The following is a 24,130-nucleotide window of genomic DNA, read 5'->3' as shown; positions in this document are numbered from 1 at the left end:
AAATTATGCTATAATCTCATAAGAAATTTAAAAAGGGACTAAAATAAAGAGTTTGCGGGACTCTGCGGGGTTACAATCCCCTAAAACCGCTTTTAAAATTCAAATAAATTTTGCTGATGATATTTTTCTTGTTTTTTGTTTATTTGAATTTCTTCATTATTTGAATTTTTATATTTAAATTCTCCATGACTATCTATATCAAAAAGCGTTAAATTGGTTTCGTTATTAACTTTTTCATTAAAAACTATGCCACCAAGCAAAAGCTCCATTTTATCAAATTGCTTTTCAGTGATGATTAAAGCCCTTACATTTCCATAAGGTGGCAAAATCTTTTTTACATTTTCAATAGAACTTTTTGCAGAACTTAAACCCTTGCAAATACGCATATAAACGCTAAATTGCAGCATAAAATAACCTAATTTTATAAGATTGTTTCTAAATTTACTTGCTAGTTTTTGCTCTTTTTTACTTTTAGTAGGTACATCAAACATCAAAAGCACGCGCATAAATTTATCTTCAATCATCAAATTTCACTATCTTTAGTTCATCTTCATACAATAAAGCATTTTTAAAATTTGCCACATAATGATTTATCGCTCTGTTTAAAGGATAATTTTGCCCATCAAAATTGATTTTGCTTTGTAAATTGCCAATCAACGCTCTTTTGTCATCTTTGCTTAAAAACTCACTTTCACCCTTAAGCTTTAAAACACAATCATCAACACTAGCCCTAAACACTTCTATCAAATCATCACAAAGCGCAAAAGAATTATAAATATTATCGTGCTTAATGCCAAGCCAAGGCAAAAGCCCACTTATACAAACTGCTCTAATAATACAAGCCCTAATGATTGCATAGCCATAATTTAAAGCAGAATTTTTAAAGCAAAGCTCATCTCTTGAAAAAGAAGTCCCAAACAAAGTTTTAAAATAAAGCGCCGCTGCAACAGCTTCGATATTTTTACTATCATTTAAGCTTACTTTTTTGGCCAAATTTATAAGCTCATTGCTTTGCTCTATTTTATTGTGTTTTTTCAAAACAAAGGCTTGATTTAGGATTTTATTTTTAATGATTTTTTGCCATAAAATAGCCTTTTTTTGAGCACTTACATTTATTTGTTCTTTTGCGATTTTTGCACTTTGAAAATGCCCTAAAAAAGGAGTAAAAATACCATTTATACTATGAGTTTCATCGCAGGTTAGCAAGATGATTTTATGCCTTGCAAAGGCATTAAAAAGTGCGGAACTAAGGCTTGCTTGTAAGCTTTCTAAAACGATGATATTTATATCTTTTAAAAACAATTTGGCTATATTTTCATCTTGCTTAATCACAAGATGATTTAGCTCTAAATTTAGCTTGGCATTAGAGCTAATAAGCAGTGTTTTAAAAGCTTCATCGTAACTCATTTTTAAAATCTTCTCTTTGTCTAAACTCAGCCTTTGTCACTTCTCCAAGTGCTGAAACTATGTATTTTTCAAATACTTTTAGATTTTGAATTCCTATGCTTTTTGCGATTACTTCTTTTTCATTTGCATTTTTAAACAATATTTTTTGATTTTTGCTTAGCGTTTCAAATTTATTATCGTGTTTTGAAACAATCAAACTAACAGTAGAGCTTGTAAAAGCATTAAAATAAACAAGTTCTGGCTCTTGCATATCTTTAGTTTGAATTAAAATCAAACTATCTTTGTATAAAGAAAAGCAAAACTCATAATTTTCATCCATTAAAATCCAGTCTTTTATCTCACCTTTTTTACTTCGTGCTACAGCTTTATTTGGTAATACTTTTAAAGCAAAATCCATAGTATAAATTGGCACAGCATAAAATTTATTTGTCTTTTTGTGTTTAAAAATATCCACTCTAAACATATCGCCATTTTTAACAATTTTACCATTTACTTTGCGGATTTTACCAAGCTCTAGGGCTTTTAAAACTCCTTCTTTTCCGCCGTATGATTGATAGAATTCTTCTTCTTTTCTAAATGTTTCTTCATGTAAGGCTCCGCTTGGCTTTTTTCTCTCAGGTTTTGAGACAAAAATTTCATCAATTTTATCTAAAACCTTTTGCCTAAAACCACTAAAAGGCTCAAAAAACTTCCTTTTGTTTTTATAATCTAATTCACTAATTTTTTTTGCATAAAGTTCTGCACTGTTGCTTTCTTGCTCTTTTTTAAAATCTGAAAAAGCCTTTACGATAGAGTTGTTTGCATAAGCAATAATTACTGCATCGATGGCGTGATGAAGATGGTTATTTCTATCCTTAGCGCTAAAGCCCCAAGTGTGTCTTAAAGCCGATGTAAGCATACCGCTTTTTGCTTCTACATGCACTTTTGAGCCTTTTTGTGTGTCGTTTAACTTTGTATTTTCATCATCGCTTAAAGGTAAAAAATCTAAATAATCTTTAGTGTAGTTTAAAACAAGCCTTGCGATGTAGCGAGTATCGTTTAGATTTCTATCTTTAAAGTCTTTTTGCTCTTTGTCTTTGTAATTTTTATCTAAAATTCTTTTTTGCTTTTTAGTAGGTAAATTTTTTGCTAAAACTTCAATTTTCTGCCATTTTGCACTATCATTGCCAAAGGCTTCAAAGGGGGTTTGATTAAGTTTTTCTTGATTTTGCTTGGTAAAAACTAAAACTTTATTCATATAAGAATCATCAAAACTTCTAGAATAAGGGTAAATGTGATCAATTTCAAGCATTTTTTCATCTTGCAAATCACTAATTTTAATCTTTTCTCCACTATAAGCACAAAATTCTTTTTGTTCTTTAAATAATCTTAATTTTAAAATATTTTTGCTATTTATTTTTAAGCCTAGTTTTTCACATTCAAGTTCGGCGTCTTTTTTGGCCTTGTAGTTTTCATTTTGCTCTTTTTCTATTTTAGCTCTTTGGCTGTAATTTTTACCTACTTCTCTTGCTAATTCAATGTTTATTTTATGCACTTTGCCGTATTTTTTAAGTAAAGCATTTAAGACCTTTCTGTATTCTTTAATCGCTCTTAAAACCACAGGATTAGTTACCTCATCTTTATAATAAGTTTCATTAAATGCGGGTAAAAAATCTTTTTTATCTTCATTGATTGCTACTTTTAAATTAAGCTCATTACAAGCTTCATCGTATTTTTTACCTTCAAGCATTAAAGGAGTGATAAGTTTTAAGGCTTTAAAACTTATATTTAAATGGTCTTTAAATTCCAATTTGCTTAAACTATCAATTTGATTTTGATTTAAATCATATTTTGCTAAAGCCTTTTTAAGCTTAATCTCATCTTTTATAAGGGTAATATCTTTTGCTATTTCATTTAAATCATCTTGGCTTAAACTATGATCACCTAGGGCTTTTATAAATTCTTTATATTTTTTAAACTCAATAAAATAAGTTCCTTTTTCCCCTTTAAATTCATAATCATCGCTTAAGCCCAAAAGCTTTTTTGTTTGTTTATAAGTTAGAGTGCCGTTTTTTAAAACTTCATTCAAAAGGGCGTTTAAATCATCTTTTGTATATAAAATTCCTTCAGTATTTTTAAGATTGTTTAAAAGATTGATAATTCTTGTAAGTGCTACAAACATAAAAGCTAAGGGCGAATTTTTTGGCGCTCTTTTTTCATCGGTAAAAAAACTACAATTTCCCACCAAATGAGAAAAATCTTTTAAAGCCCTTTTATAAAATGCTACACTAAGCACCTCTTCTTCAAATTTTTTTGAAAAAGAAAAGCCAAATTCTCTTTGTTTTTTAAAAATAAGCTTTAATTCATCTTTTAAAAAACTTTGCGCTATGCAGCGTTCATAACTTTCTTTTTTATTTCTAACATTTGTAAATTCTTTGGAATTTTCTTTGAATTTTTGAAAATACTCTTTATAAAGATACTCGCCCACACTTTGATAATTTGCTAGTTTTTCTTCATTTTGCTTGATAGCTTTTAAAATCGCACCTTTTTCTTTATCATCACTATTTTTAATATCATCATAGCCACGCCTTTTTGCAATATGTAAAATCACTCTTGCAAAATCTTGCTTACTTAAAAGCTCGTTTAAAGCTCTAAATCTTAACTCATAAGGGCTAATTAAAGATCCTTTATAAGCCTTGGCTAAACTTTCATCAAAGCTTTGATAATCTTCGTAATTTAACTTAAATTCATTTGCGATTAAATGTTTTAAGTGATTTAGCCTTGCTTTGCGTCTAGCAAGGCGTTTTCTAGCACTTCTTGCAAGGCGTCTTGGCAAGGCTAAGGATTCTCCTGTTTTGGGATTTTCAGCCTTTGTAAAAATCCTAACTCCACAATCTTTTAACTCATCATTTTCACTAAATGCCCAGCCAATAGAGCTTATTCCTATATCAAATGCCAAAATTCTTGCCACACTAGATCCTTTTTAATATTTATGATTTGTGTATAATTATAATACAAAAATCATTTTTTTAAACAAACATAAACTTTTCAGTAACCAAACTATATATGTTAATTTTATAATACAAAAAACAAGTAATTTTTAAATAAAAAATATTTTTTATTTAAAAATTTAGATAAAATCCAATTTATTGTAAATTCAAGAGACCCTATGCTAATTTTTATGATATACTCAAAAAATACAATCCCATTTTTGTATTTTTTCTTTCAGGTATTATCTTGCTTATTTTTGCTTTTTATATCACAGGAACACCTATACCAAAAGCTCCAAGTAGAGAACATACAAGCTTTTAAATGTTTTACTTGATAGTTATCTTTTATCACAGCAACTTTTAAAAGTCAGCTTTCTGGAGCAGGGCTTATTATCATGAGTGTGGCAGGCTTTACTGCTTACATGAAACATATCAATGCTTCGGCAAAACTTGCTTTTTTAGCAAATAAACCCTCAGGAAAAATCAAAAAATAAATACTTAATTTTAAGTGGAACTTTTGTTGTTGGAATGGCTTTAAAAATCGTCATTTCTAGCTATGCTGAATTGCTTTTGCTTTTGTTAGCATGTATGTATCCTGTTTTAATCTCACTTAAAATCCGTCCTATTACAACTGTATGTGCGCTTTCTTTAATTGCACTTGATTATGATCCAAAAGATGGAAATTCAATCAATATGGCAGATATGGTAGGACAAAGTGATAATGTCGTAAGGCTTTTTTAAATTACCAAATTTATAGTGTGATTACCTATGTTGTAATTATTGCCATCTTGATTCCTTTTTATTTTGCTTGGATTGATAAAAGAGATAAAGAAAAAGGTGTTTTAAATGATGAAGTTGAAATTCCGCAAATCATTGATCCTAAATGCCCTACTTTTTACACACTCTTTCCTTGGTTACCTGTTATATTTTTATTTATAGCGTATTTTTTTACTATCAAGCTCGATGTTGTGATAGCAAATTTTGTAAGAATTTCTTTAGTTTTTCTTGTTGAATTTGCAAGACACAGAAATGTTAGAAAATTAGGCGAAGATATGATGGTGATTTTAAAAGGCTATGGCTGAAATTTTTATCTCAGTCGTAAGCATAATCATCGCCGCTGGAGTATGTGCTAAAGGCATTAAAGCACTTGGTGGAGTTAATATCCTTGCTAACGCGGTTTCAAATCTTGGAACAGGAAATTTTGCATGGTTTGGAATTCTTTTGAGTATAGCTATTTTAAGCTTTTTAGTTTATTTTGCCAATGCTATATTGAATAGGATTTGCATCAAAATTTAAAAGTATAAATATTGAAGAAAGTTTTTTGCAAGTTCTATCCAAATCTTTTGTGAAAAAATCAAACCCTCTATATTTACTATTAATTTGAAAAAGTATTAATATTTATAATTTTTTCATATTTAATATCAATTTAACTAAAAATTCATCACTTAATTTTGTATCACGAGGCAAAAAGTCTTTAATTTAAGTAAAATCAATCTATTTAAATTTCTTATCAAAATATTTAGTATCAACTGCTCTAACTAACTTTAAAGCAATTTCACTCATATGTTTTCTAGCTCTAAAAAATGAAAAAAGAGATGATCAAATTTTTAGAAGATGTGGATAAACTATATATTTTTTAATTTTTAAATATTATAATTACTTAACACCCCATAAAGAGCTTTAAGACATACGAATATATCCTAATAAACATCTACGTAAAATAGTATTTTTTCATCATTCTAACATATTTTTACATTTTTTTGTCCTTTAAGCATAAGCCAAACAATTAAAAATGAAACGAAATAAACAACTTGAAAAAGTAATTTATAATTATCTATGAGCATCTTTATAGGACTTTTTGTAAATATATAATAGTTATCAACCATCATAAAAATAAAGAAAATTAATATTATCAAAATTTTTATGCAAACATAAAATGCAAAAATAAGATAAAAAAGTTTTTCCTTTGTAATTTGAATCAAAATTTTAAAAAATAAAAAAGCAAAAATAATATAGCATAGACTTAATATTATGTTTAAACTTCCATATATAATTTCTGGTGGTTGATCTACCATAAAATCAGGAATAAAAAGAAGATGACTACCAAAAACACTTAAACCTTGCCATATGAAAAAATAAATAAAAAGTTTGTAATTTTTTATCTTTTTACAAAACAAAAACACACTAAGCAAAGCTAGGATTATGGCTGTGTAAAATAAAGTTTTTTTTGTGTAGTAAAACCTAAAATCTTCAAAGCTAATAACTTCTAATATAAACGAAAATGTTAAAACGAGCAAGTTTAAAATTATAAATGAAGCCATTGTGATTTTAATCCATTTTAAATCAAAATCAAAAACCTTTTTTTGTGCTTTTGCCAATCTTTCTTCTAAATTTGAAAGTTCTTGCTCATCAAATTCTTTAAATTTGACCCACGCTAAAATCCAAAAAACCAAACTTGCTAGCAAAAACACCAAGCCTATGCCGATAATCAAAGTAAGAAGCCCTAAATAAAAGGTATTAAAAGCATAAGTGAAATACTTTTGCTTTGTTGTTCTAGCAATTTCATAGTAAAAAGCTTTCAAAAAAGGAAAAATTAAAGCCAAAATAGCAAAATGTAATACTAAAAATATAGCAATAGCCATAAAAATATTATCTTGATTAAAATAAAGCCCACCAAAAATGCCAGTTCTAGGCTTTAGCATTGCAAATAAAATACTTGTATTAACAAGAATACCAAAAAATCCAATCCCTACACTAATAAGGAAATTCTTAAACAAATTTTTAGCACCACCATAGATTTTTAAATCATAAAGCACAATAAAAAATAAAATCCAACTCGCAAGAACAAATAAAACTCCAAGATAAGGAATGATACCTAAAAACCCACAAATAATACTCGCTATTGCTTTTAAGCGAATTTCTTTTATCTTTTTTTGAAACAAAGCTTCATTTAAATTGTGCATTTTACCCTTTATTTAATACATTCGAACAAAAATATTTCGTTTTATCATCTTTGGCAATTTTTATCAAAACCGCCCACTTCCACACATTAACTCTAAAAATTTTATCTTTCTTATTTACATAAGAAAGATAAAATTTTAGTTTGTCTTTATGGGCTTTTATGGGCAAAATTACATACATTTTAGCACATAAATAATCATAATAATTTGTTTTCACTCTAAAACAATACCTTCATTAATGCAAATTTCGCCGATAATAAAGGCATCTGAATTTTCTAAAACCTTACTTACATTAGAAGGATCTACAACCATTACTAAACCCACTCCCATGTTAAAGCTTCTATACATTTCGCTTTCTTCTACAGCCTGTCCTATAGTATAAAAAATTTCAGGAGTTTTAAGATGATGTTTGCGTATAGTTGCACCCATACCACGAGGCAAAACGCGTGGTAAATTTTCTACTAAACCACCCCCTGTAATATGAGCTAGAGCACTAATATAAGGCTTTAATGTAAGAAAATCACGCACATAAATCCTTGTAGGCTCTAATAAAATATCAATTAAATTTTTATCCCCTATCTTGTCATCAAATTTTAATTTTAAACTTTCAAAAAGTACTTTTCTAGCTAAAGAATAACCATTTGAATGAAGTCCTGAACTAGGAAGTGCCAATAAAATATCACCATTTTTAACAAATTTACTTCTATCGATCTCATCTTCTTCAGCCATACCCACTGCAAAACCCGCAAGATCAAAATCATCTTTTGCATACATTCCAGGCATTTCAGCAGTTTCTCCGCCGATTAATGCACAATTTGCCATCTTACATCCCTTGGCAATGCCTGATACAACAGCCTTTGCTACTTCTACTTCGAGCTTGGCTGTAGCATAATAATCTAGGAAAAACAAAGGCGTAGCAAAATTACAAATCAAATCATTCACACACATTGCTACTAAATCTTGCCCTATAGTATCATATTTTTTAGCATCAATTGCCAAGCGAAGCTTGGTACCAACACCATCTGTTGCACCTAAAATCACAGGCTTTTTAAAACCACTTGGCATTCTAAAAGCACCAGCAAAAGAACCAATTCCGCCTACAACATTATCATTAAAAGTTTCTTTAACCAAAGGTTTTATAGCCTCTACAAAGGCATTTCCATTATCTATACTTACGCCTGCATCTTCATATGAAATTTTCATTTATTTTCCTTTAAGAACTAAAAAGGTATTTTAACGAAAAAAGTTTTAATAAGGCATAAGATGAAAAATGCTTTTTTTGTAACCGCTTCAATTGCTTGTGGTAAAAGCACTTTTATAGAAATAGCGAATTCTTTAGGCTTTAAAAGCATTAGCGCAGATAAAATTGCTCATAAAATTTTAGATGAAAATGCTTTAGAACTTGAAAAGATTTTTTCTCCCTTTAACTTAAAAAATTTACTCACAAAAGAAAAGAAAATCGATAGAAAAATCCTTGGAGAAATTGTTTTTAACAACAAAGAAGCTAAAAAAACCTTAGAAAATTTCACTCATCCTAAAATTCGAGCTAAAATTTTAGAACAAATGCAAATTCTAGATAAAGAAAATAAAGCTTTTTTTGTAGAAATTCCTCTTTTTTTTGAAAGCGGTGCTTATGAAAATTTAGGCAAAGTCATTGTAATTTACACACCTAAAGAATTAAGCCTTAAAAGAATCATGCAAAGAGATAAGCTCAGCTTAGAAGCTGCAAAAGTGAGACTTGATTCTCAAATAGATATTGAAGAAAAACTTAAAAAAGCAGATTTTATCATTAAAAATACTAATTCTTATGTCGATTTTAGGCAAGAATGTGTTAAAGTAATACAAGAAATTTCTAAAGGAAAAATGTGAAATTTTATAAATATTGTGCAAGTGGGAATGATTTTGTCATAACAAATGCTGATAGAAAAGAAGATAGAAGTGCTTTAGCTAAAGAACTTTGCAATCGTTATGAGGGCATAGGTGGGGATGGCTTTATCGTGATATTGCCTCATGAAAAATACGACTTTGAATGGGAATTTTATAATAACGATGGCTCAAGGGCTGCTATGTGTGGCAATGGCTCAAGGGCTGCGGCACATTTTGCACATCATATTAACAAAATAAATCCTAACATGAGTTTTTTAACCGGTGCAGGAATAATAAAAGCAAAGATAAATCAAGATAAAGTTGAAGTATCTTTAGGCAAAATAAAAAGCGTGCAAAATACTTTTGAAGAATTAGGAAAAACTTGGCAACTTTGCGACACTGGAGTTCCACATCTAGTGCATTTTTGTCAAAATTTAGATGAATTTGATACAATACTTTGTCAAAAAATGAGACAAAAATATAATGCCAATGTTAATTTTGTAAAAATTTTAGATGAAAATCATTTAAAAGTTCGTACCTATGAACGCGGAGTTGAAGATGAAACCTTAGCTTGTGGCACAGGAATGGGGGCTTGTTTTTATCTGGCATTTTTAAATAAAAAAGTACAAAATAAAGTTAAAATAACTCCTAAAAGTGGTGAAGAGGTTGGGTTTACATATAAAAATGAAGAATTGTTTTTTGAAGGAAAGGTAAAGTATTGTTTTGAAGCCAATTATAATTTTTCTTAGTCTTTTTCTAATCCCACTTTTTGCTGATGATCTAAAAAATGGCTTTGGAGAGGAATATTACAAACTTGATATAGATCAAAAAAGACAAATTTTTTTTATAAAAATGAATGAAATGTTTGATCAAAGCTTTAAAAAAATTGAACAAGAAAGAGCTTTTATCGAAGCCTTTTTTAAAGATGCTTACAAAACAGGCTTTAGGACTTCAAATCAAACAAATCTTGAAAAACTTATCACGATAAAAAACAAATATCGCATTGAAAATCTTTATGATTTTGCAGAATATAAAAAACGTATTCAAAAAATTCCAAAATCCATGGGTATAGCCCAAGCTTTAGTTGAAAGTGCTACAGGTACAAGTCGCTTCGCAAGAGAAGCAAATAATCTTTTTGGAGAATGGACTTGGGGTGAGAAAGGTTTAATTCCTGATTTAAGACATCCAGATAAAAAACATAAAATTAAGATTTTTGATAGTCTGCAAGATAGTGTTTACTCTTATGTTTTAAATTTAAATCGTCATTTTGCTTATGAAAAGTTTCGCGATGCAAGAGCTAAATTTGCAAGCGAAGGCAAAGAGATAACAGGACTAGAGGCTATTAAAACTTTAGATTCTTATTCTGAACGCAAGGGATATTATATCAATCTTATTACAAAAATCATCAAACGATACAACCTTGAAAAATACGATACAAACTCAAACAACACCTAAAATCCAAGTGAAAATTTATCAAAAGATATGACTTCAAATTTAACCCCTTGCTCAAAAAAACTATCCTCGCTTGAAAGAGTGATAAAAATCACATGAAAAATTCCAAGTTCTAAAGCCTTTGGTAAAATTTTCTTAGCACGTAATTTAATCAAATCAATATCTAAAGTTGGACTTGAAATATAAGCAATTTTAGATATTTGGCTATAAAAGTTAAAGTATTTGTTATAAAAAAAATCTTCTTTAAATTTAAACAACTCGCTTAAAACTAAATTTTCAAATAAATGCGAAAAATCCTTTGAAATACAAAGATTATTTCTTAGGCCAAAATCTTTAAAATAAATCTTTTGAAGTTTTTTTTCATCATGTTTTAAAGTATAGATCACATAAGTATTTTCTAATTTTTTTATAGCTTGATAAACACTATCTTTTGAAGTTTTTAATATTTTTTTAAGTTCTATAAATATCTTAGAAATACTGATTTGCTGACCCAAATTTAAAGCTAAATACTTTAAAATTTCTAATTCTAAAAGAGTAAAGCTTTGTCTTAGAAGTATGTTTTTTTCTCCAAATTTACTGCGTCCACTTTGCAAAAAAAGACCTACTAAATTATTTATAGGTAAATTTTTCTTACTTACACTAATAAATTCTTCAAAATCAAAATAATCAAGTTCAAGTTCTTCAAACCCATTTATATTTAAATCTTTTATATTTGTACTTAAGATGATGGGAATTTTAATTTTTTCTAAATTAGGGATAAAATCCAAATTATAAAGGCAAAGAATTTTAATTTGTAAATTTTCATTCAAAAAATCAGCAAGTCTTTCTAAACTTTGTTTTTCAAAGCGTGTATCATATAAATCTAAAAACAAAATTTCACTTGCTTTAAATTGAGATAAAAAATTAAAAATAAGTGTTTTTTTACCACAAAATCGTGGGCCTTTTATGATAATATTTGGTTTTGAAATTTGATTTTTTCTTTCATAACTTACTTCAAATTTAGGGTGATTTTCATAAAAAAAATTAAGTACTTTCAATTTTATCCTTTAAAAAAGGATATTATAACCTAGTTTGTATAATTGGGGCATAAAGCCCCTTAAATTACATTTTGCAAGCACCTTGTAAAGTAGCGCCTATCATCCAAAGACTTTTTTCATATTTTGCGATATTTTCTTGCGCAAAAGCAGCTGTTGTGGTATCACTTTCTTTTTCTGCTGCTTCATTGAGTTTTTTAAATTCTGCTAAAAGATATTCATAATCTTGTTTGATCAGTTCTATGACTTCAAGCGGAGTAAAGCAATCTTTTGCAACTTTTGGACTTTTTGCATTTTCCATTAAAACTTTTTGGCAAGTGATAGCTTTTTCGCCAAGTTGTAAAACTCTTTCAGCACAACTATCAAAAAGTTCTGCCATTTCTTCATAAGCTTTTTCTGTGTACTCGTGTATAGAAAAAAATTGCAAACCTTTTACATTCCAGTGATAATTATGAAATTTAACCCATAGATGATGAGCATCTGCTTGCATTTGTAATAATTGTTTTGTAACTGACATGATTAACTCCTTTTTTTAATTTTTAAAATTATAACATAAAATTCTTAAATAATAATTATTATTAATTAAAAATTTTTATTATAATTTTAACTTAAAAATTATTATACTCTTTTTTAATGAATTTTGATTAAGAATGTAATATATTTTTTAAGATCAACTTTCCAACTTCCACACCAGGTTGATCATAGGTGTTAATCCCTAGCATAACACCGCAAGTTGAAGTAAAAAGTTCATAATAATACATCAAATATCCCGCATGCCAAGCATCAAGTTTTTCAAGTTCTATCACATCAACACTCAAATTTTCAGCGATTAAAGCATGCATAGTTGCATTACATTGAGCGTTTAAAAGTTCGTGAAGATTGACTTTATTACTTAAAGAATCTAAAAATTTAAAATGAATATCAGGAATAATAGGTGCTTTTTGAGCGTCTTTGATTTTTAAAAAAGTTACAGTTTTATTTTTAGGTCCATCCATAATGAGTTGTAAAAAACTATGCTGATCTCTTGCTCCAATGAGTGCAATAGGAGTTAAACCTATACGTTTATAGCCTTGCTTTTTACCTAAACTTTCAGCAATAAGCTGGATATACCATTCATTAAAGCCTTTAAAAGCATCACTATATGAAAAAAGTACATTGATATTGGCATTTTTGTGTGTGCAATAATGATAGGCTTTTTGTAAAATTTCATCTTTTTTATGAGTAAAAAAATCTTCAAAACAAGCTTTAGCTCCTTCTAAAAGAGCTTTGGCATTATAGCCACAAAAACAAAGCGGAACTATACCTACGGCTGAAAGTATGCTAAAACGACCTCCTACATTTGCAGGGATAAAAAAGCATTTAATACCTAAATTTTCACCTTCTTGATGAAGTTTTGAATCCTTATCGGTAATAAAAACAAAGTATTTTTTTAATTCTTGCATATCAAGTTTAAAATGTTCAATAAGAAGTTTAAAAAGCGATACAACTTCTATAGTACTACCTGTTTTGCTGATGATTAAAAACAAACTTTCCTCAAGCTTGATTTTTTCTAAAGTCTTATTAAAAGAATGTGAACTTGTGTTATCGAGTATAAAAAGTTCTCTTTGGTTGCTTTTTTCATTAAAAAGCATATCACGCAAGGCTTTTACACCACAACTTGAACCACCCATTCCCACTAAAACGATATTTTTTATGTGTTCTTTGTCTTTGATAAAAGCCAAACTCTCATCGATTAAATTCAAACTTGTATCAATAAGATGATAATACCCTATATCTCCACTTTTTACCTCATCATTAATACGATTTGCATAAGAACTTATAGTGTGAATTTCACTTTGCTTAAAAAAAAGTGTATTGTTTAACATTTACTTTTCTCGTAAAAATAATTTGTCGCTTCTACAAAGCCTTCTACACTTCCACAATCAAAGCGTTTTCCTTGAAATTTATAAGCTAAAACCATACCATTGGTTGCTTGAGTTAAAAGCGCGTCGGTAAGTTGGACTTCACCATTTTTTCCCGCTTTAGTATTTTCTAAAATTCCAAAAATATCAGGAGTTAAAATATATCTTCCTATGATAGCAAGATTACTTGGAGCTTCATCAGGACTTGGTTTTTCTATCATAGAATTAACCATGATAAGATTTTCTTCTACAAAATTTCCAGAAATTACTCCATAGTTTGAAACTTGCTCTTTTGGTACTTCCATCACAGCTATGATGGTGCAGCGATATTTTTCATAAATTTTTACCATTTGAGCCATAACATTTAAGCCTTCTTCATTAACACACAAATCATCAGCCAAAATTACGCCAAAAGCTTCATCGCCAACCAAAGGTCTACCTTTTAAAACCGCATCACCTAAGCCTTTCATTTGATTTTGTCTTGTAAAAGTAAAGGTACAACGATTGATCAAAGAGCGAATTTCATCAAGTAAGTATTCTTTTTTTGTACCTGAAATTTGATGTTCAAGTTCATAAGAAATATCAAAATAATCCTCCAAAGCTCTTTTTCCACGCCCTGTGACAAATCCCATATTTTCCATTCCTGCTTCTAAAGCTTCATCAACTCCATAATGGATCAAAGGCTTGGTTAAGATAGGTAACATCTCTTTAGGTAAAGTTTTTGTTGCAGGTAAAAATCTCGTCCCATAACCTGCCGCAGGGAAAATACAAGTTTGAAGCATAAAAATTTCCTTTTATTTTTTTATCATTATAGCTTATTTTTATGAATTTTCATGCAACAAGGCAAAGTTCTTTTTGCCTTGTTATTCAAACTCTGCCTTAGCTAATTTAACAATGGTTTCTACTACTTTAGAATCTTCAAGTGTTGAAATATCCTGTTTGATTTCTTCGCCTCTTGCTATAGTTCTTAAAATTCTTCTCATTATTTTACCACTTCTAGTTTTTGGCAAACCTGGAGTATAAAGAATTTTTTCTATTTTAGCTATAGGTCCTATTTCTACTCTTAAAATGTCATTAAGTTCTTTTAAAGTTTCTATAGCTCCGCCAAGATCACAACTGGATGCAGGACTTAAAACCACAAAAGCAAACAATGACTCGCCCTTAATCGTATCCAAAATACTCACTACAGCTGATTCTGCTACACTTGGATGTTTAGCAATAGCGCTTTCAATTTCAGCCGTTCCTATACGATGTCCTGCAACATTAACCACATCATCTGTTCTTCCTGTGATGGTAATATAACCATTTTTATCATAAAAAGCACCATCGCCACTAAAATATACAGCTTTTCCATCTTTTTTAGCTTGAGAAAAATAACTTTCTATATAGCGTTCATCATTGCCCCAAATTCCACGAATCATCGAAGGCCAAGGTTTAGTTATACAAAGCAACCCATCTTCACCTTCATCTTTTTTATTGCCTTCTTCATCAATAACTTCTGCAAAAATCCCTGGCAAAGGCAAGGTGGCACAACCTGGTTTTAAAGGAGTGGCGCCTGGTAAAGGCGTGATCATATGCCCACCTGTTTCTGTTTGCCACCAAGTATCGACTATAGGACTTTTAGTTCCCCCTATTTCATCATAAAACCACTTCCAAGCACTAGGATTGATAGGCTCTCCAACCGTTCCAAGCACTTCAAGCGTACTTAAATCATATTTTCTTGGCTCATTAGGTGCATCAGCATGAAGCATTCTTATGGCAGTTGGCGAAGTGTAGAATTTGCTTATTTGATACTCTTCTATCATTCTCCACCAACGCCCAGAATTTGGATAAGTAGGAGTTCCTTCATGCATTATAGTCGTTGCTCCACATGCTAAAGGCCCATAAACTACATAAGTATGTCCTGTAATCCAACCCACATCAGCACTACACCAATAATTATCATAATCTTTAATATCAAAAACCCATTCCATAGTCATTTGTGCCCAAAGTATATATCCTGCACTTGCATGCATAACTCCTTTTGGCTTGCCCGTTGATCCTGAAGTGTAAAGCAAAAACAACAAATCCTCACTATCCATAATTTCGGGTTCACACTTATAAGACTCATTTTTCACAAGTTCGTTATAAACATAGTCCCTTCCTTTAATATATTCTATAGGTTCATTATTGCGTATAACTATAAGTACTTTTTCTACACTTTCACACCCTTCACTTAAAGCCTTATCTACTGCAGGTTTTAACATATAAGGTTTGCCACGACGAAAAGCACCATCAGCCGTTACTACAAGTTTAGCTCCTGCATCTATAATTCTATCTCTTAAGGCTTCAGGAGAAAACCCTCCAAATACTACACTATGAATAGCCCCAATCCTTGCACAAGCTAACATTACTATAGCTGTTTCTGGAATCATAGGCATATAAATTACAACCCTATCGCCTTTTTTTACTCCGAATTTTTTAAGCAAATTGGCCGCCTTGCAAGTTTCATGCAATAATCTTCTATAAGTATAAACTTCATAATCCCCTATTTCACCTTCAAAAATCAAAGCAGCTTTATTGCGTCTTGTTTTCATATGACGATCAAGACATTGATAACTTACATTTAAAGTTCCACCTTCAAACCATTTATAAAATGGAGCTTTATCCTCATTTAGCACTCTTGAAAAAGGCGAAAACCACTCAATCTTCTCAAATGCTTGTCTTTTCCAAAAACCTTCAAAATCTTCCTTGGCTTCATCGCATAAATCATAGTATTCACATAAATTTTTTATACGAGCATTACGAGAAAATTCTTTACTTGGCTTAAAAAGCTCTTGATTATTTTGATTAAGCATAAAAACTCCTTATATGGTTATTTTTAAACATTATATAAGAGTTTATTTGCATGAAATACAAATTTAAAAAATAATTAAGATAAATTTTATAAAAAATGGGAATATTTGTAATATTTTATTTAAATTTTATAATGTATGTTAATTTAAGAAACATATTGCATCTTCATAAAAATAAAGACTGAGTTCTTCGTATAATTTTAAATCGAATCTTAAAAATTCTTGTTTTTCCAAGGCAAATTCTAAAATTTTATCCATACAACTTACCCTTATAAAAACATCACTTTTCCTACTTCTAAGTGCTATAATATAACATTTTTCTAAAATAAAATCATAATTATTTTTTGGAATATTTTTAGAATTAAAAAAAGAAATTTTATAAGGATCAATAGCAATTTTACTTGGAGGTTTTTTAAAATCTTTATATTTTTTACAATTACTAAAATCTATAAAATTACAAAATTTCACACCTTGATTTTCTAGTTCAAAAACATTAGTATTTTCAAATTCTAAAATTTCTCCACTGTGCAAATAAAGTTTTTTTTGCGCCAAAGAATCTAAAAAATGTTTATCATGACTTGCGATTAAAAAACCTATATTGAAATTTTCATGCATTTTAAGAATAGCTTTTTTAAATAAAAGTGTAGTATTTTTATCCAAAAAAGCACTTGGTTCATCAAGTAAATAATACTTCGCTCTTACGCTTAAAGCTATAGCAAAAGCTATTTTTTGACTTTGTCCTGATGAAAGTTCATTAGGATGTTTACTTAAAAGACTTTCATCTAAATTTAAAAACATCAAACTTTCTTTTATGCGTTCTTCAATATCTTCTTTAATCCCATAAGTTTTTAAGGTAAATAAAAAATTTGCCCTTACACTACGATTTAACAAAATAGGCTCTGGAAAAAGCAAATAAATTTCACGCTTTTGTTTATTATTAGGTTTAAAATTTCCAAAATAAGAAATATTTTTTGAAAAATCTCCTTCTAAAAATTTTAATATTCTTAAAAATGTAGATTTTCCACTTCCATTCGCTCCCATTAAGATGCTAATTTTACTTGTATCAAGTTTTAAATTTTTGATTTTTAAAACTTCTTTGTTTTGATAGTTGAAAAAAAGATTAGAAATTTCTATCATTTTATGTTCTTTTGAGTTTGTGCGTGATGAAATTTAAACAAAAGGCAATGAGAATTAAAACCAAAGCCAAAGCTATACCGCTAGCAAATTCGCCTTTGTTTGTTTCAAGAGAAATAGCTGTGGTTATGGTTCTAGTGTCGTATTTGATATTTCCACCTACTATCATCGCTACTCCTACTTCTGCTACAATGCGTCCATAAGCTAGTGCAATGACGCTAATCAAAGCAAAGCGTAATTCATAAATCATCGTTAAAACAAGTTTTAAAGGACTTAGGTGAAAAGATTTTATAAGTAAAAAATGTTTTTTATTCATATTTTCTATCAAATTTGAAAAAAGTGCGATCACTATAGGAAGCGCTAAGATAAACTGCCCTAAAATTAAAGCCTTTATAGTAAAAAGCAGTCCAAATTCTCCCAAAGGTCCTCGACTTGAAATCAGTGCATAAAGTATAAGTCCTACTGCAACTGTTGGAAAAGAAAGGCTAGTATCTATGATAAGTTTTATAAAGCATTTGAATTTAAAATCAAAAAAACCTAAGATAAATCCCAAAGGAAAACCTATAAGCAAAGCTAAAACTATAGAAATACTTGAGCTTAAAAGTGTAGTTTTTATAGCTGAAATTACGCTTTCATCAGCATTGAAAAGTAAAAATAAAGCCTGTTTAAAACCATCAAAAATATAATCCAAAAATATCCTTTTTAAAATAAGTAATTTTAGCATAATTATGCTAAAATATTTTTTTATGTAAATTTATAAGGAAAAAAAATGAAAAAAATCATTTCTTTAGCCCTTGCTTTAGCTTTAAGTGCAAGTGCAGCAGAACTTAAAATGGCAACTACAACAAGCACTGACAATACAGGACTTTTAGATGCTCTAAAACCTCTTTATGAAAAAGAAAGTGGCAATACCTTAAAATGGGTTGCCGTAGGAACAGGTGCGGCTTTAAAAATGGGTGAAGATTGCAATGCTGATGTGCTTTTTGTGCATTCTCCAAAGGCTGAAAAAGAATTTATGAAAAAAGGCTTTGGTGTAGATAGAACTCCTGTGATGTATAATGATTTTATCATCATCGCAGATAAATCTTTAGCTTCTAAATTTAAAGGTAAAAATTTAAAAGAAAGCTTAGAACTTATCAAAAATGAAAAGCTTACTTTCATCTCAAGAGGCGATAAATCAGGCACTGACAATAAAGAAAAAAGCCTTTGGAAAAATCTTGGCGGTGTTCCTGAAAAGCAAAGCTGGTATCAACAAAGCGGACAAGGTATGTTAGCAAGCATTAAAATCGCTGAAGAAAAAAAAGGTGTGATTTTAACCGATCGTGGTACTTATATCAAATATGAAGCCAATGAAAAAGGCAAACCAAACTTAGTCATTGTAAATGAAGGCGATGATAGTCTTAAAAATTTTTATTCTGTTATAGCGACAAATCCTAAGCATTGTAAAAATGTAAATTATACAGAAGCTAGTAAATTTATCAAATGGGTAACAAGTGATAAGACTTTAAATTTCATTGCTGATTTTAAACTTCTTAATAAACCTTTATTTGTAATTGATGCAAAAACAAGAAAAGACTAAAAATTAAGCAGGTTTTAACCTGCTTAAAATATCATTTTTTACTTATTGTAACTTTTTTATTTATTTTTCAAAACTTTTAGTTTATTTAAAATTCTTCTTTAGATATAATAAAATCAATAATTAAATATACAAGGTCAAATAATGTTCAAAGTGGATTTAAATAGTGATTTAGGGGAAAGTTTTGGCGCCTATAAAATGGGAATGGATGAAGAAATTTTAAAATTTGTAAGTTCAGTAAATGTCGCTTGTGGCTTTCATGCGGGTGATCCTTGTGTGATGGATGAAACCTTAAATTTAGCCAAGCAAAATGGTGTTTGCATAGGAGCACATCCATCTTATCCTGATCTTTTGGGTTTTGGAAGACGCAATATGCAAATAAGCTTTGAAGAGGCTAAAAACTATGCCTTGTATCAACTAGGAGCTTTATTTGGCTTTGCTAAGGCAAAAGGTATGAAAATACAGCATTTTAAAGCCCATGGGGCGCTTTATAATATGGCAGCTATTGATGAAAATTTAGCCTTAGCACTTTGTGAGGCAGTGGCGAGTTTTGATGAAAATATTATTTTTCTAGGGCTTAGTAATTCTGCTATGAATGAAGCAGCTAAGAAAAAGGGTTTAAGATATGCTAATGAAGTTTTTGCGGATCGTGCCTATAATGATGATGGCACTTTAGTTTCAAGAAAATTAGAAGGGGCGTTAATACACGATGAAAATTTAGCTATCAAACGCGTGATAAAAATGATAAAAGAAAGCAAAGTTACAAGCATAAATGGCAAAGAAATTGATTTAAAAGCCGATAGTATTTGTGTTCATGGGGATAATGCAAAAGCTTTAGAATTTGTTAAAAAAATCAAAGAAAATTTAAAAAAAGAGCAAATTCAAATTTGTGCTTTGGAAAATTTTATATAAGTTTTAGCAATGTTTAGTGTGCATTTTAGTGGAAGTAAAGCTTTGCTTTTGCGTTTTGAGCAAGAAATTTCACCTCAAATCAATGCCTATGTTTTAAGCACAGAACAAAGGATACAAAAAGCCCTAAAAGAAGGTGAAATTTATGGTATTGATGAGTTGGTAAGTACTTATGCAAGTTTGTTGATATACTTTAATCCTTGCGTGCTTTCTTTAAATTCTTTGCTTGATTTTTTGGAAAAAATTAAAAAGGATATCAAACTTACGGAGCAAAACTCAAGTCTTTGTATAGAAGTTCCACTTTGTTATGATGAAGAATTTGGGCTGGATTTAGAATTTGTGTGCAAACACAATCAAATTTCAAAAGAAGAGCTTATATCTCTTCACACTAAACCTTATTATCTTGTTTTTATGCTAGGTTTTATGGCAGGTTTTCCTTATCTTGGAGGTTTAGATGAAAGACTTTTTACCCCACGCCTTTCAAGCCCTAGAGCAAAAATAGAAGCTGGAAGTGTAGGCATAGCTGATAAGCAAACAGGAGTTTATCCTATATCAAGCCCAGGGGGTTGGCAAATCATTGCTAGAACACCTTTGGAATTTTTTGATAAAGAAGATGAAAAAAATCCCACTCTTTTAAAAGCGGGTATGTTTTTAAAATTTAAAGCCATTTCAAAAGATGAATTTTTCGATATCCAAGAGCAAGTTGCTAAAAAAGTCTATCAAAAGGAAATTTATGAGTATAAAAATCATTGAAGCGTCTATAAATTCAAGTTTGCAAGACTTTGGTAGAAAAAAATTTGCTAAATTTGGCATAGCAAGAAGTGGAGCTATGGATGAAGATGCTTTAAGAATGGCAAATATCTTGCTTGGAAACAAACAAGATGAAGCAGGAATTGAGCTTTGTTTAAAGGGTGGAAAATACGAATTTTTAGATGAGAATTATTTTGTTTTAAGTGGAGCTGAATTTGAGGCAAAGCTTGATAATCAAAAAATCAAAACTTGCAAAGTATATCAAGCAAATAAAGGCGATATTTTAGAACTTGATTTAGCAAAAATAGGTTTTCGTGGGTATTTATGCGTAGCGGGTGGCTTTGAAGTAAAAAGTTTTTTAAACTCTAAATCCAGTGATGCTAAAATGGGAGCTGGAGTTTTTGAAGGAAGAGCTTTGCAAAAAGATGATATTTTAAATACTCATAATACTTTTATACCTTTTAATTTAGAAGCTAGAGAATGTGAAAACCCTCTTTTTAAAAGCCCTAAAGAGCCTATTATACGCGTTATTTTAGGAACAAATGAAGATGCTTTTACCCAAAAAGGCATAGAAACCTTTTTAAATACTACTTATAAAGTAGGTTTAAAAAGCGATAGAATGGCAATTTATGCAGAATCTAGTGAAAGTATAGAGCATAAAAACTCAGCAGATATCATCTCAGATCCTGCGGTTTTTGGAAGTATACAAGTGCCAAAAAGTGGTATTCCTATCATTTTAATGGCAGGAAGACAAAGCACAGGAGGCTATACAAAAATAGCCACGGTTATAGAAAATGATCTAAGCTTACTCGCACAAGCTAAGTTAGGTTCTAGCTTTAAATTTCAAAGCATTAGCATGCAAGAAGCCTTAGAACTTTATAAACAAAGAGAAATGAAATTTAAAGCTATGGATCAAAAAATCAATCTTGATTTTGAAAATTTAATCTAAGCTTTTTTACCATAAATATTGATAAAATATATAGCACCTATAGCCAAGGCACAACCTAACAAGGTAAGTGCATTTGGCACCTCGTCTAGTATAAAATAACTGCAAATTAAAGCACTAGCAGGAGTGATTAAAACAAAAGAATTTGCTTTTACGCTTCCTAAAATGTGAATTCCATAATAATATATACTCGTACCTACCACCGTAGATAAAAAAGCCACCACAAAAAGATTGATCCAAAATTTAAAATCAAATTGAAAGATCTCATAACTTTTAAGATCAAACAACACCCATGAAAACATCAATAACGACATAAGGTTGATATAAAAGTTAATCGCCAAAGGGTGAGCTCCTTTGGCTTTATGATTAAACACTGCTATCAAAGCCCAAATAAAAGAACAAGTTAAAAATAAAATATTAAATTTACCAAATAAATCTTCTAAACTCCCTAAATTTAGCAAACAAAATCCAGATAATAAACCTAAAAATAAGCCTAGAATTTCACTCTTTGTGATCTTGTGAGTTGATTTTTTGTTTTTTTGAAAAAATATCGCTATCATAAATATCAAATAAGAAAAAATAGGAATCATAGTGGTTACTAAAACTCCTCCTTTGCCTGCCAAGCCGTGCTTTATAGCGATAAAAAATACAAAGGCATAAAGCCCATTTAAAACTCCTGCTATCAATACCCATTTTAAGGCAGTTTTTTCGATTTTAAGAGGAATTTTTAAGAAGTTTAAAACAAAAAATGAACCCAATACAACAAAGAAAAAACGCCAAAAGGTAATAATAGAAGTATCCGTATAATTTACTAAAATCTTAGATGTTGGCCAAGATGAGCCCCATAAAAACATAGCAATAACAAGCAAGATATACAAATACTTTGTTCGAGTCAATGTTACACCTTGAAATTTTTAAGTCAAATTTTTTAAAAAATTTTTTTCAAGTGTAGTTCATACTCGTTTAGATATTTTTCCACTTGAGGATTTTTTACCACATCATTACACATAAAAGTTGGTAAAGCTTTCATACCTATAAATTCATGAGCCTTATGCAAATGCCAATACACCATATCTACACCCTTTCCTTCAAAAAATTCATTTTTATCATTAAAGGCTTCAAGAGGTGCATTCCAAGTGAGAGAAAACATGTATTTTTTACCATGATCTAAACCACCTTTTCCGTAGTTTTTACTAGGATTTTCATGAGTTCTTCCATCATTTTTAAAAAGCACTCCAGCACCCAAACCAAACACTTCATCGATATATTTTTTAACTATCCAAGGCTCGCCCATCCACCAAGCTGGCATTTGATAGATCACAGCATCAGCTTTTATAAATTTTTGTATCTCTTCTTTAGGATCATATCCTTGATCTATGTGAGTTTGATCTACTTCGTATCCTAATGTTTTTAAAATTTCTAAAGCATGATTATGCAATGTCAAATTAAGCTGTCCTTTTGAACTTCCAAATTCTTTAGCACCATTAAGCAAGAGTATATTTTTCATTTTTATCCTTTTTTAAATTTTATGATACAATTATAACTTAGCATAATATCATTTTCAATACAGAAAATAAAGTAATATACTATACTAAAGGAATGTTAAATGACTAAAGAGAATTCTCAGTGCAATTTCGAAGAATGTGGATTTAACTATACTCTAGCATTAATTAATGGAAAATATAAAATGAGTATTTTATACTGCTTATTTCGCTATGAAATCGTACGTTATAATGAACTCAAACGCTTTTTAAGCTCCATATCTTTTAAAACTTTAACCAATACCTTAAGAGAACTAGAAAACGATGGTTTAATTATCAGAAAAGAATACGCTCAAATTCCACCCAAGGTAGAATATAGCTTATCCAAACGTGGACAAAGTTTAATTCCCATTTTACAAGCTATGAGCAAATGGGGCAAGAAAGACAAAAAAGGGAAAAAATGCTTGAATTAATTGGCGAACTTTCTTTGCAAAATTATATGGGAGAATGGCTTGAAATGGCTAGAAAACCGGCCTTTTTTCAAAAATCTTGCCTAAATTCAAAGGCAAAATACGAGCTTAAATACAAAAATGGCATTCCTTATGTAGAAATTGAGAATTTTTGCAGTAAAAAAATGAAATTTCAAGTATAAAGGGTAAGGCAAAAATCGTTTCAAATAGGCAATTAGCAGTGAGATTTAACATCTTTATGAACCTTTTTAATAAAGTAAATTATGAAATCATTTTTGTTGATAGCGAGTATAAAGTTGCCATTGTGGGTAGTCCTGATAAAAAATATCTTTGGATTTTAGCAAGAAATATAATAGATGAAAAAAATATAAAAGAGCTTTTAAACATCGCTAAGCAAAAAGGGGATTTGACATTAGCGATGTGGTTTTTGATAAGTATTAA

The 24,130-nt window shown here is 29.7% G+C and carries 22 protein-coding genes and 2 pseudogenes; 10 read left to right on the top strand and 14 right to left on the bottom strand.

Annotated features, from left to right (window positions below; genetic code table 11):
* Window positions 1-92: 92 nt before the first annotated feature.
* Genes cas2 through cas9 form a run of 3 tightly spaced genes read right to left on the bottom strand, consistent with a single transcriptional unit; the run spans window position 93 to window position 4,357 of the window.
* On the bottom strand, window positions 93-524 hold the full coding sequence (cas2, locus tag AJ889_RS04775; RefSeq protein WP_002797817.1) for a CRISPR-associated endonuclease Cas2: 432 nt from the start codon (window positions 522-524) through the stop codon (window positions 93-95).
* Window positions 517-1,407 carry a type II CRISPR-associated endonuclease Cas1 gene (cas1, locus tag AJ889_RS04770; RefSeq protein WP_032584575.1) on the bottom strand — a complete coding sequence of 297 codons (891 nt, stop codon included), beginning with the start codon at window positions 1,405-1,407 and terminating at the stop codon, window positions 517-519. Before cas1 ends, cas2 begins: the two co-directional genes overlap by 8 nt.
* A complete protein-coding gene (cas9, locus tag AJ889_RS04765) occupies window positions 1,394-4,357 on the bottom strand; it encodes a type II CRISPR RNA-guided endonuclease Cas9 (protein WP_032584577.1) in 2,964 nt (987 codons plus the stop codon). The genes cas1 and cas9 overlap by 14 nt, the downstream gene beginning before the upstream one ends.
* Before the next feature lie 173 nt (window positions 4,358-4,530).
* Here cas9 and dcuC point away from each other — a divergent pair.
* Window positions 4,531-5,648 (top strand): annotated as a pseudogene (gene dcuC, locus AJ889_RS09425) (C4-dicarboxylate transporter DcuC); the annotation flags it as partial.
* A gap of 467 nt (window positions 5,649-6,115) precedes the next feature.
* Here dcuC and AJ889_RS04745 read toward each other — a convergent pair.
* A complete protein-coding gene (locus AJ889_RS04745; protein WP_032584584.1) occupies window positions 6,116-7,339 on the bottom strand; it encodes a hypothetical protein in 1,224 nt (407 codons plus the stop codon).
* A 210-nt stretch (window positions 7,340-7,549) separates the two neighbouring features.
* Window positions 7,550-8,539, bottom strand: a complete 990-nt coding sequence (gene purM, locus AJ889_RS04735; protein ID WP_002860687.1) for a phosphoribosylformylglycinamidine cyclo-ligase — start codon at window positions 8,537-8,539, stop codon at window positions 7,550-7,552.
* 60 nt (window positions 8,540-8,599) lie between these two features.
* On the opposite strand from purM, the gene coaE reads away from it, so the two are divergent.
* From coaE to AJ889_RS04720, 3 genes are read left to right on the top strand one after another with little or no spacing between them, the layout of a single operon-like run.
* Entirely contained in the window at window positions 8,600-9,205 is a 606-nt protein-coding gene (gene coaE, locus AJ889_RS04730; RefSeq protein ID WP_002860686.1) for a dephospho-CoA kinase, read from the top strand.
* Window positions 9,202-9,951, top strand: a complete 750-nt coding sequence (gene dapF, locus AJ889_RS04725; RefSeq protein ID WP_070293279.1) for a diaminopimelate epimerase — start codon at window positions 9,202-9,204, stop codon at window positions 9,949-9,951. Before coaE ends, dapF begins: the two co-directional genes overlap by 4 nt.
* Complete coding sequence (locus AJ889_RS04720; RefSeq protein WP_002855377.1) at window positions 9,926-10,657, top strand: glucosaminidase domain-containing protein; 732 nt, start codon at window positions 9,926-9,928, stop codon at window positions 10,655-10,657. The genes dapF and AJ889_RS04720 overlap by 26 nt, the downstream gene beginning before the upstream one ends.
* Here the strand turns inward: AJ889_RS04720 and AJ889_RS04715 are convergent.
* From AJ889_RS04715 to tupB, 7 genes are all read right to left on the bottom strand, one after another.
* Complete coding sequence (locus tag AJ889_RS04715) at window positions 10,654-11,691, bottom strand: DUF4143 domain-containing protein (RefSeq protein WP_002898615.1); 1,038 nt, start codon at window positions 11,689-11,691, stop codon at window positions 10,654-10,656. The genes AJ889_RS04720 and AJ889_RS04715 overlap by 4 nt on opposite strands.
* 64 nt (window positions 11,692-11,755) lie before the next feature.
* Entirely contained in the window at window positions 11,756-12,205 is a 450-nt protein-coding gene (locus AJ889_RS04710) for a DNA starvation/stationary phase protection protein (RefSeq protein ID WP_002851546.1), read from the bottom strand.
* Window positions 12,206-12,332: 127 nt separating this feature from the next.
* Window positions 12,333-13,553 carry a glucose-6-phosphate isomerase gene (locus tag AJ889_RS04705; RefSeq protein WP_044258108.1) on the bottom strand — a complete coding sequence of 407 codons (1,221 nt, stop codon included), beginning with the start codon at window positions 13,551-13,553 and terminating at the stop codon, window positions 12,333-12,335.
* Window positions 13,547-14,371 (bottom strand): UTP--glucose-1-phosphate uridylyltransferase GalU, encoded by an 825-nt coding sequence (gene galU, locus AJ889_RS04700; RefSeq protein WP_002860681.1) that lies wholly within the window; start codon window positions 14,369-14,371, stop codon window positions 13,547-13,549. Before galU ends, AJ889_RS04705 begins: the two co-directional genes overlap by 7 nt.
* An 81-nt stretch (window positions 14,372-14,452) precedes the next feature.
* A complete protein-coding gene (acs, locus tag AJ889_RS04695; protein WP_070293278.1) occupies window positions 14,453-16,426 on the bottom strand; it encodes an acetate--CoA ligase in 1,974 nt (657 codons plus the stop codon).
* Between the two features lie 138 nt (window positions 16,427-16,564).
* Entirely contained in the window at window positions 16,565-17,560 is a 996-nt protein-coding gene (tupC, locus tag AJ889_RS04690) for a tungstate ABC transporter ATP-binding protein TupC (RefSeq protein WP_002935656.1), read from the bottom strand.
* Between the two features lies 1 nt (window position 17,561).
* Window positions 17,562-18,248: a tungstate ABC transporter permease TupB gene (tupB, locus tag AJ889_RS04685; protein WP_002935655.1), complete on the bottom strand. Its 687-nt coding sequence runs from the start codon at window positions 18,246-18,248 to the stop codon at window positions 17,562-17,564.
* A gap of 78 nt (window positions 18,249-18,326) precedes the next feature.
* On the opposite strand from tupB, the gene tupA reads away from it, so the two are divergent.
* The 4 genes from tupA (at window position 18,327) to AJ889_RS04665 (ending at window position 21,741) form a co-directional block, all read left to right on the top strand.
* A complete protein-coding gene (gene tupA, locus AJ889_RS04680; RefSeq protein ID WP_002851335.1) occupies window positions 18,327-19,136 on the top strand; it encodes a tungstate ABC transporter substrate-binding protein TupA in 810 nt (269 codons plus the stop codon).
* Between the two features lie 141 nt (window positions 19,137-19,277).
* Window positions 19,278-20,045 carry a LamB/YcsF family protein gene (locus tag AJ889_RS04675; RefSeq protein WP_002851457.1) on the top strand — a complete coding sequence of 256 codons (768 nt, stop codon included), beginning with the start codon at window positions 19,278-19,280 and terminating at the stop codon, window positions 20,043-20,045.
* Between the two features lie 9 nt (window positions 20,046-20,054).
* The gene (gene pxpB / locus AJ889_RS04670; RefSeq protein ID WP_002867874.1) at window positions 20,055-20,795 is read left to right on the top strand and encodes a 5-oxoprolinase subunit PxpB; all 741 of its coding nucleotides are present in this window, start codon (window positions 20,055-20,057) and stop codon (window positions 20,793-20,795) included.
* Window positions 20,776-21,741 carry a biotin-dependent carboxyltransferase family protein gene (locus tag AJ889_RS04665; RefSeq protein ID WP_002858255.1) on the top strand — a complete coding sequence of 322 codons (966 nt, stop codon included), beginning with the start codon at window positions 20,776-20,778 and terminating at the stop codon, window positions 21,739-21,741. The genes pxpB and AJ889_RS04665 overlap by 20 nt, the downstream gene beginning before the upstream one ends.
* Here AJ889_RS04665 and AJ889_RS04660 read toward each other — a convergent pair.
* Both AJ889_RS04660 and AJ889_RS04655 read right to left on the bottom strand, forming a co-directional pair.
* Window positions 21,738-22,634 carry a DMT family transporter gene (locus AJ889_RS04660; RefSeq protein ID WP_032584589.1) on the bottom strand — a complete coding sequence of 299 codons (897 nt, stop codon included), beginning with the start codon at window positions 22,632-22,634 and terminating at the stop codon, window positions 21,738-21,740. The genes AJ889_RS04665 and AJ889_RS04660 overlap by 4 nt on opposite strands.
* 32 nt (window positions 22,635-22,666) lie before the next feature.
* Window positions 22,667-23,245 carry an NAD(P)H-dependent oxidoreductase gene (locus AJ889_RS04655; protein WP_002867872.1) on the bottom strand — a complete coding sequence of 193 codons (579 nt, stop codon included), beginning with the start codon at window positions 23,243-23,245 and terminating at the stop codon, window positions 22,667-22,669.
* A 99-nt stretch (window positions 23,246-23,344) separates the two neighbouring features.
* On the opposite strand from AJ889_RS04655, the gene rrpA reads away from it, so the two are divergent.
* Both rrpA and AJ889_RS09185 read left to right on the top strand, forming a co-directional pair.
* Window positions 23,345-23,692, top strand: a complete 348-nt coding sequence (rrpA, locus tag AJ889_RS04650; RefSeq protein WP_002867871.1) for a MarR family transcription factor RrpA — start codon at window positions 23,345-23,347, stop codon at window positions 23,690-23,692.
* Window positions 23,680-24,130, top strand: a pseudogene (locus tag AJ889_RS09185) (lipocalin family protein). Before rrpA ends, AJ889_RS09185 begins: the two are co-directional and overlap by 13 nt.

This window comes from Campylobacter sp. BCW_6468 (assembly GCF_001762865.1).
Classification (GTDB): domain Bacteria; phylum Campylobacterota; class Campylobacteria; order Campylobacterales; family Campylobacteraceae; genus Campylobacter_D; species Campylobacter_D jejuni.
The sequence above is the reverse complement of the archived record's forward strand: the minus strand, read 5'-3'. Positions and strand labels throughout refer to the sequence as shown.

Bases quoted from the DNA above. Each gene is read 5' to 3' on its own strand.
- tupC (WP_002935656.1), bottom strand. From the start codon at position 17,560: ATGATAGAAATTTCTAATCTTTTTTTCAACTATCAAAACAAAGAAGTT.
- purM (WP_002860687.1), bottom strand. From the start codon at position 8,539: ATGAAAATTTCATATGAAGATGCAGGCGTAAGTATAGATAATGGAAAT.
- acs (WP_070293278.1), bottom strand. From the start codon at position 16,426: ATGCTTAATCAAAATAATCAAGAGCTTTTTAAGCCAAGTAAAGAATTT.
- AJ889_RS04655 (WP_002867872.1), bottom strand. From the start codon at position 23,245: ATGAAAAATATACTCTTGCTTAATGGTGCTAAAGAATTTGGAAGTTCA.
- rrpA (WP_002867871.1), top strand. From the start codon at position 23,345: ATGACTAAAGAGAATTCTCAGTGCAATTTCGAAGAATGTGGATTTAAC.
- pxpB (WP_002867874.1), top strand. From the start codon at position 20,055: ATGTTTAGTGTGCATTTTAGTGGAAGTAAAGCTTTGCTTTTGCGTTTT.
- AJ889_RS04665 (WP_002858255.1), top strand. From the start codon at position 20,776: ATGAGTATAAAAATCATTGAAGCGTCTATAAATTCAAGTTTGCAAGAC.
- AJ889_RS04745 (WP_032584584.1), bottom strand. From the start codon at position 7,339: ATGCACAATTTAAATGAAGCTTTGTTTCAAAAAAAGATAAAAGAAATT.
- coaE (WP_002860686.1), top strand. From the start codon at position 8,600: ATGAAAAATGCTTTTTTTGTAACCGCTTCAATTGCTTGTGGTAAAAGC.
- AJ889_RS04675 (WP_002851457.1), top strand. From the start codon at position 19,278: ATGTTCAAAGTGGATTTAAATAGTGATTTAGGGGAAAGTTTTGGCGCC.
- AJ889_RS04705 (WP_044258108.1), bottom strand. From the start codon at position 13,553: ATGTTAAACAATACACTTTTTTTTAAGCAAAGTGAAATTCACACTATA.
- AJ889_RS04710 (WP_002851546.1), bottom strand. From the start codon at position 12,205: ATGTCAGTTACAAAACAATTATTACAAATGCAAGCAGATGCTCATCAT.
- cas1 (WP_032584575.1), bottom strand. From the start codon at position 1,407: ATGAGTTACGATGAAGCTTTTAAAACACTGCTTATTAGCTCTAATGCC.
- galU (WP_002860681.1), bottom strand. From the start codon at position 14,371: ATGCTTCAAACTTGTATTTTCCCTGCGGCAGGTTATGGGACGAGATTT.
- cas2 (WP_002797817.1), bottom strand. From the start codon at position 524: ATGATTGAAGATAAATTTATGCGCGTGCTTTTGATGTTTGATGTACCT.
- tupA (WP_002851335.1), top strand. From the start codon at position 18,327: ATGAAAAAAATCATTTCTTTAGCCCTTGCTTTAGCTTTAAGTGCAAGT.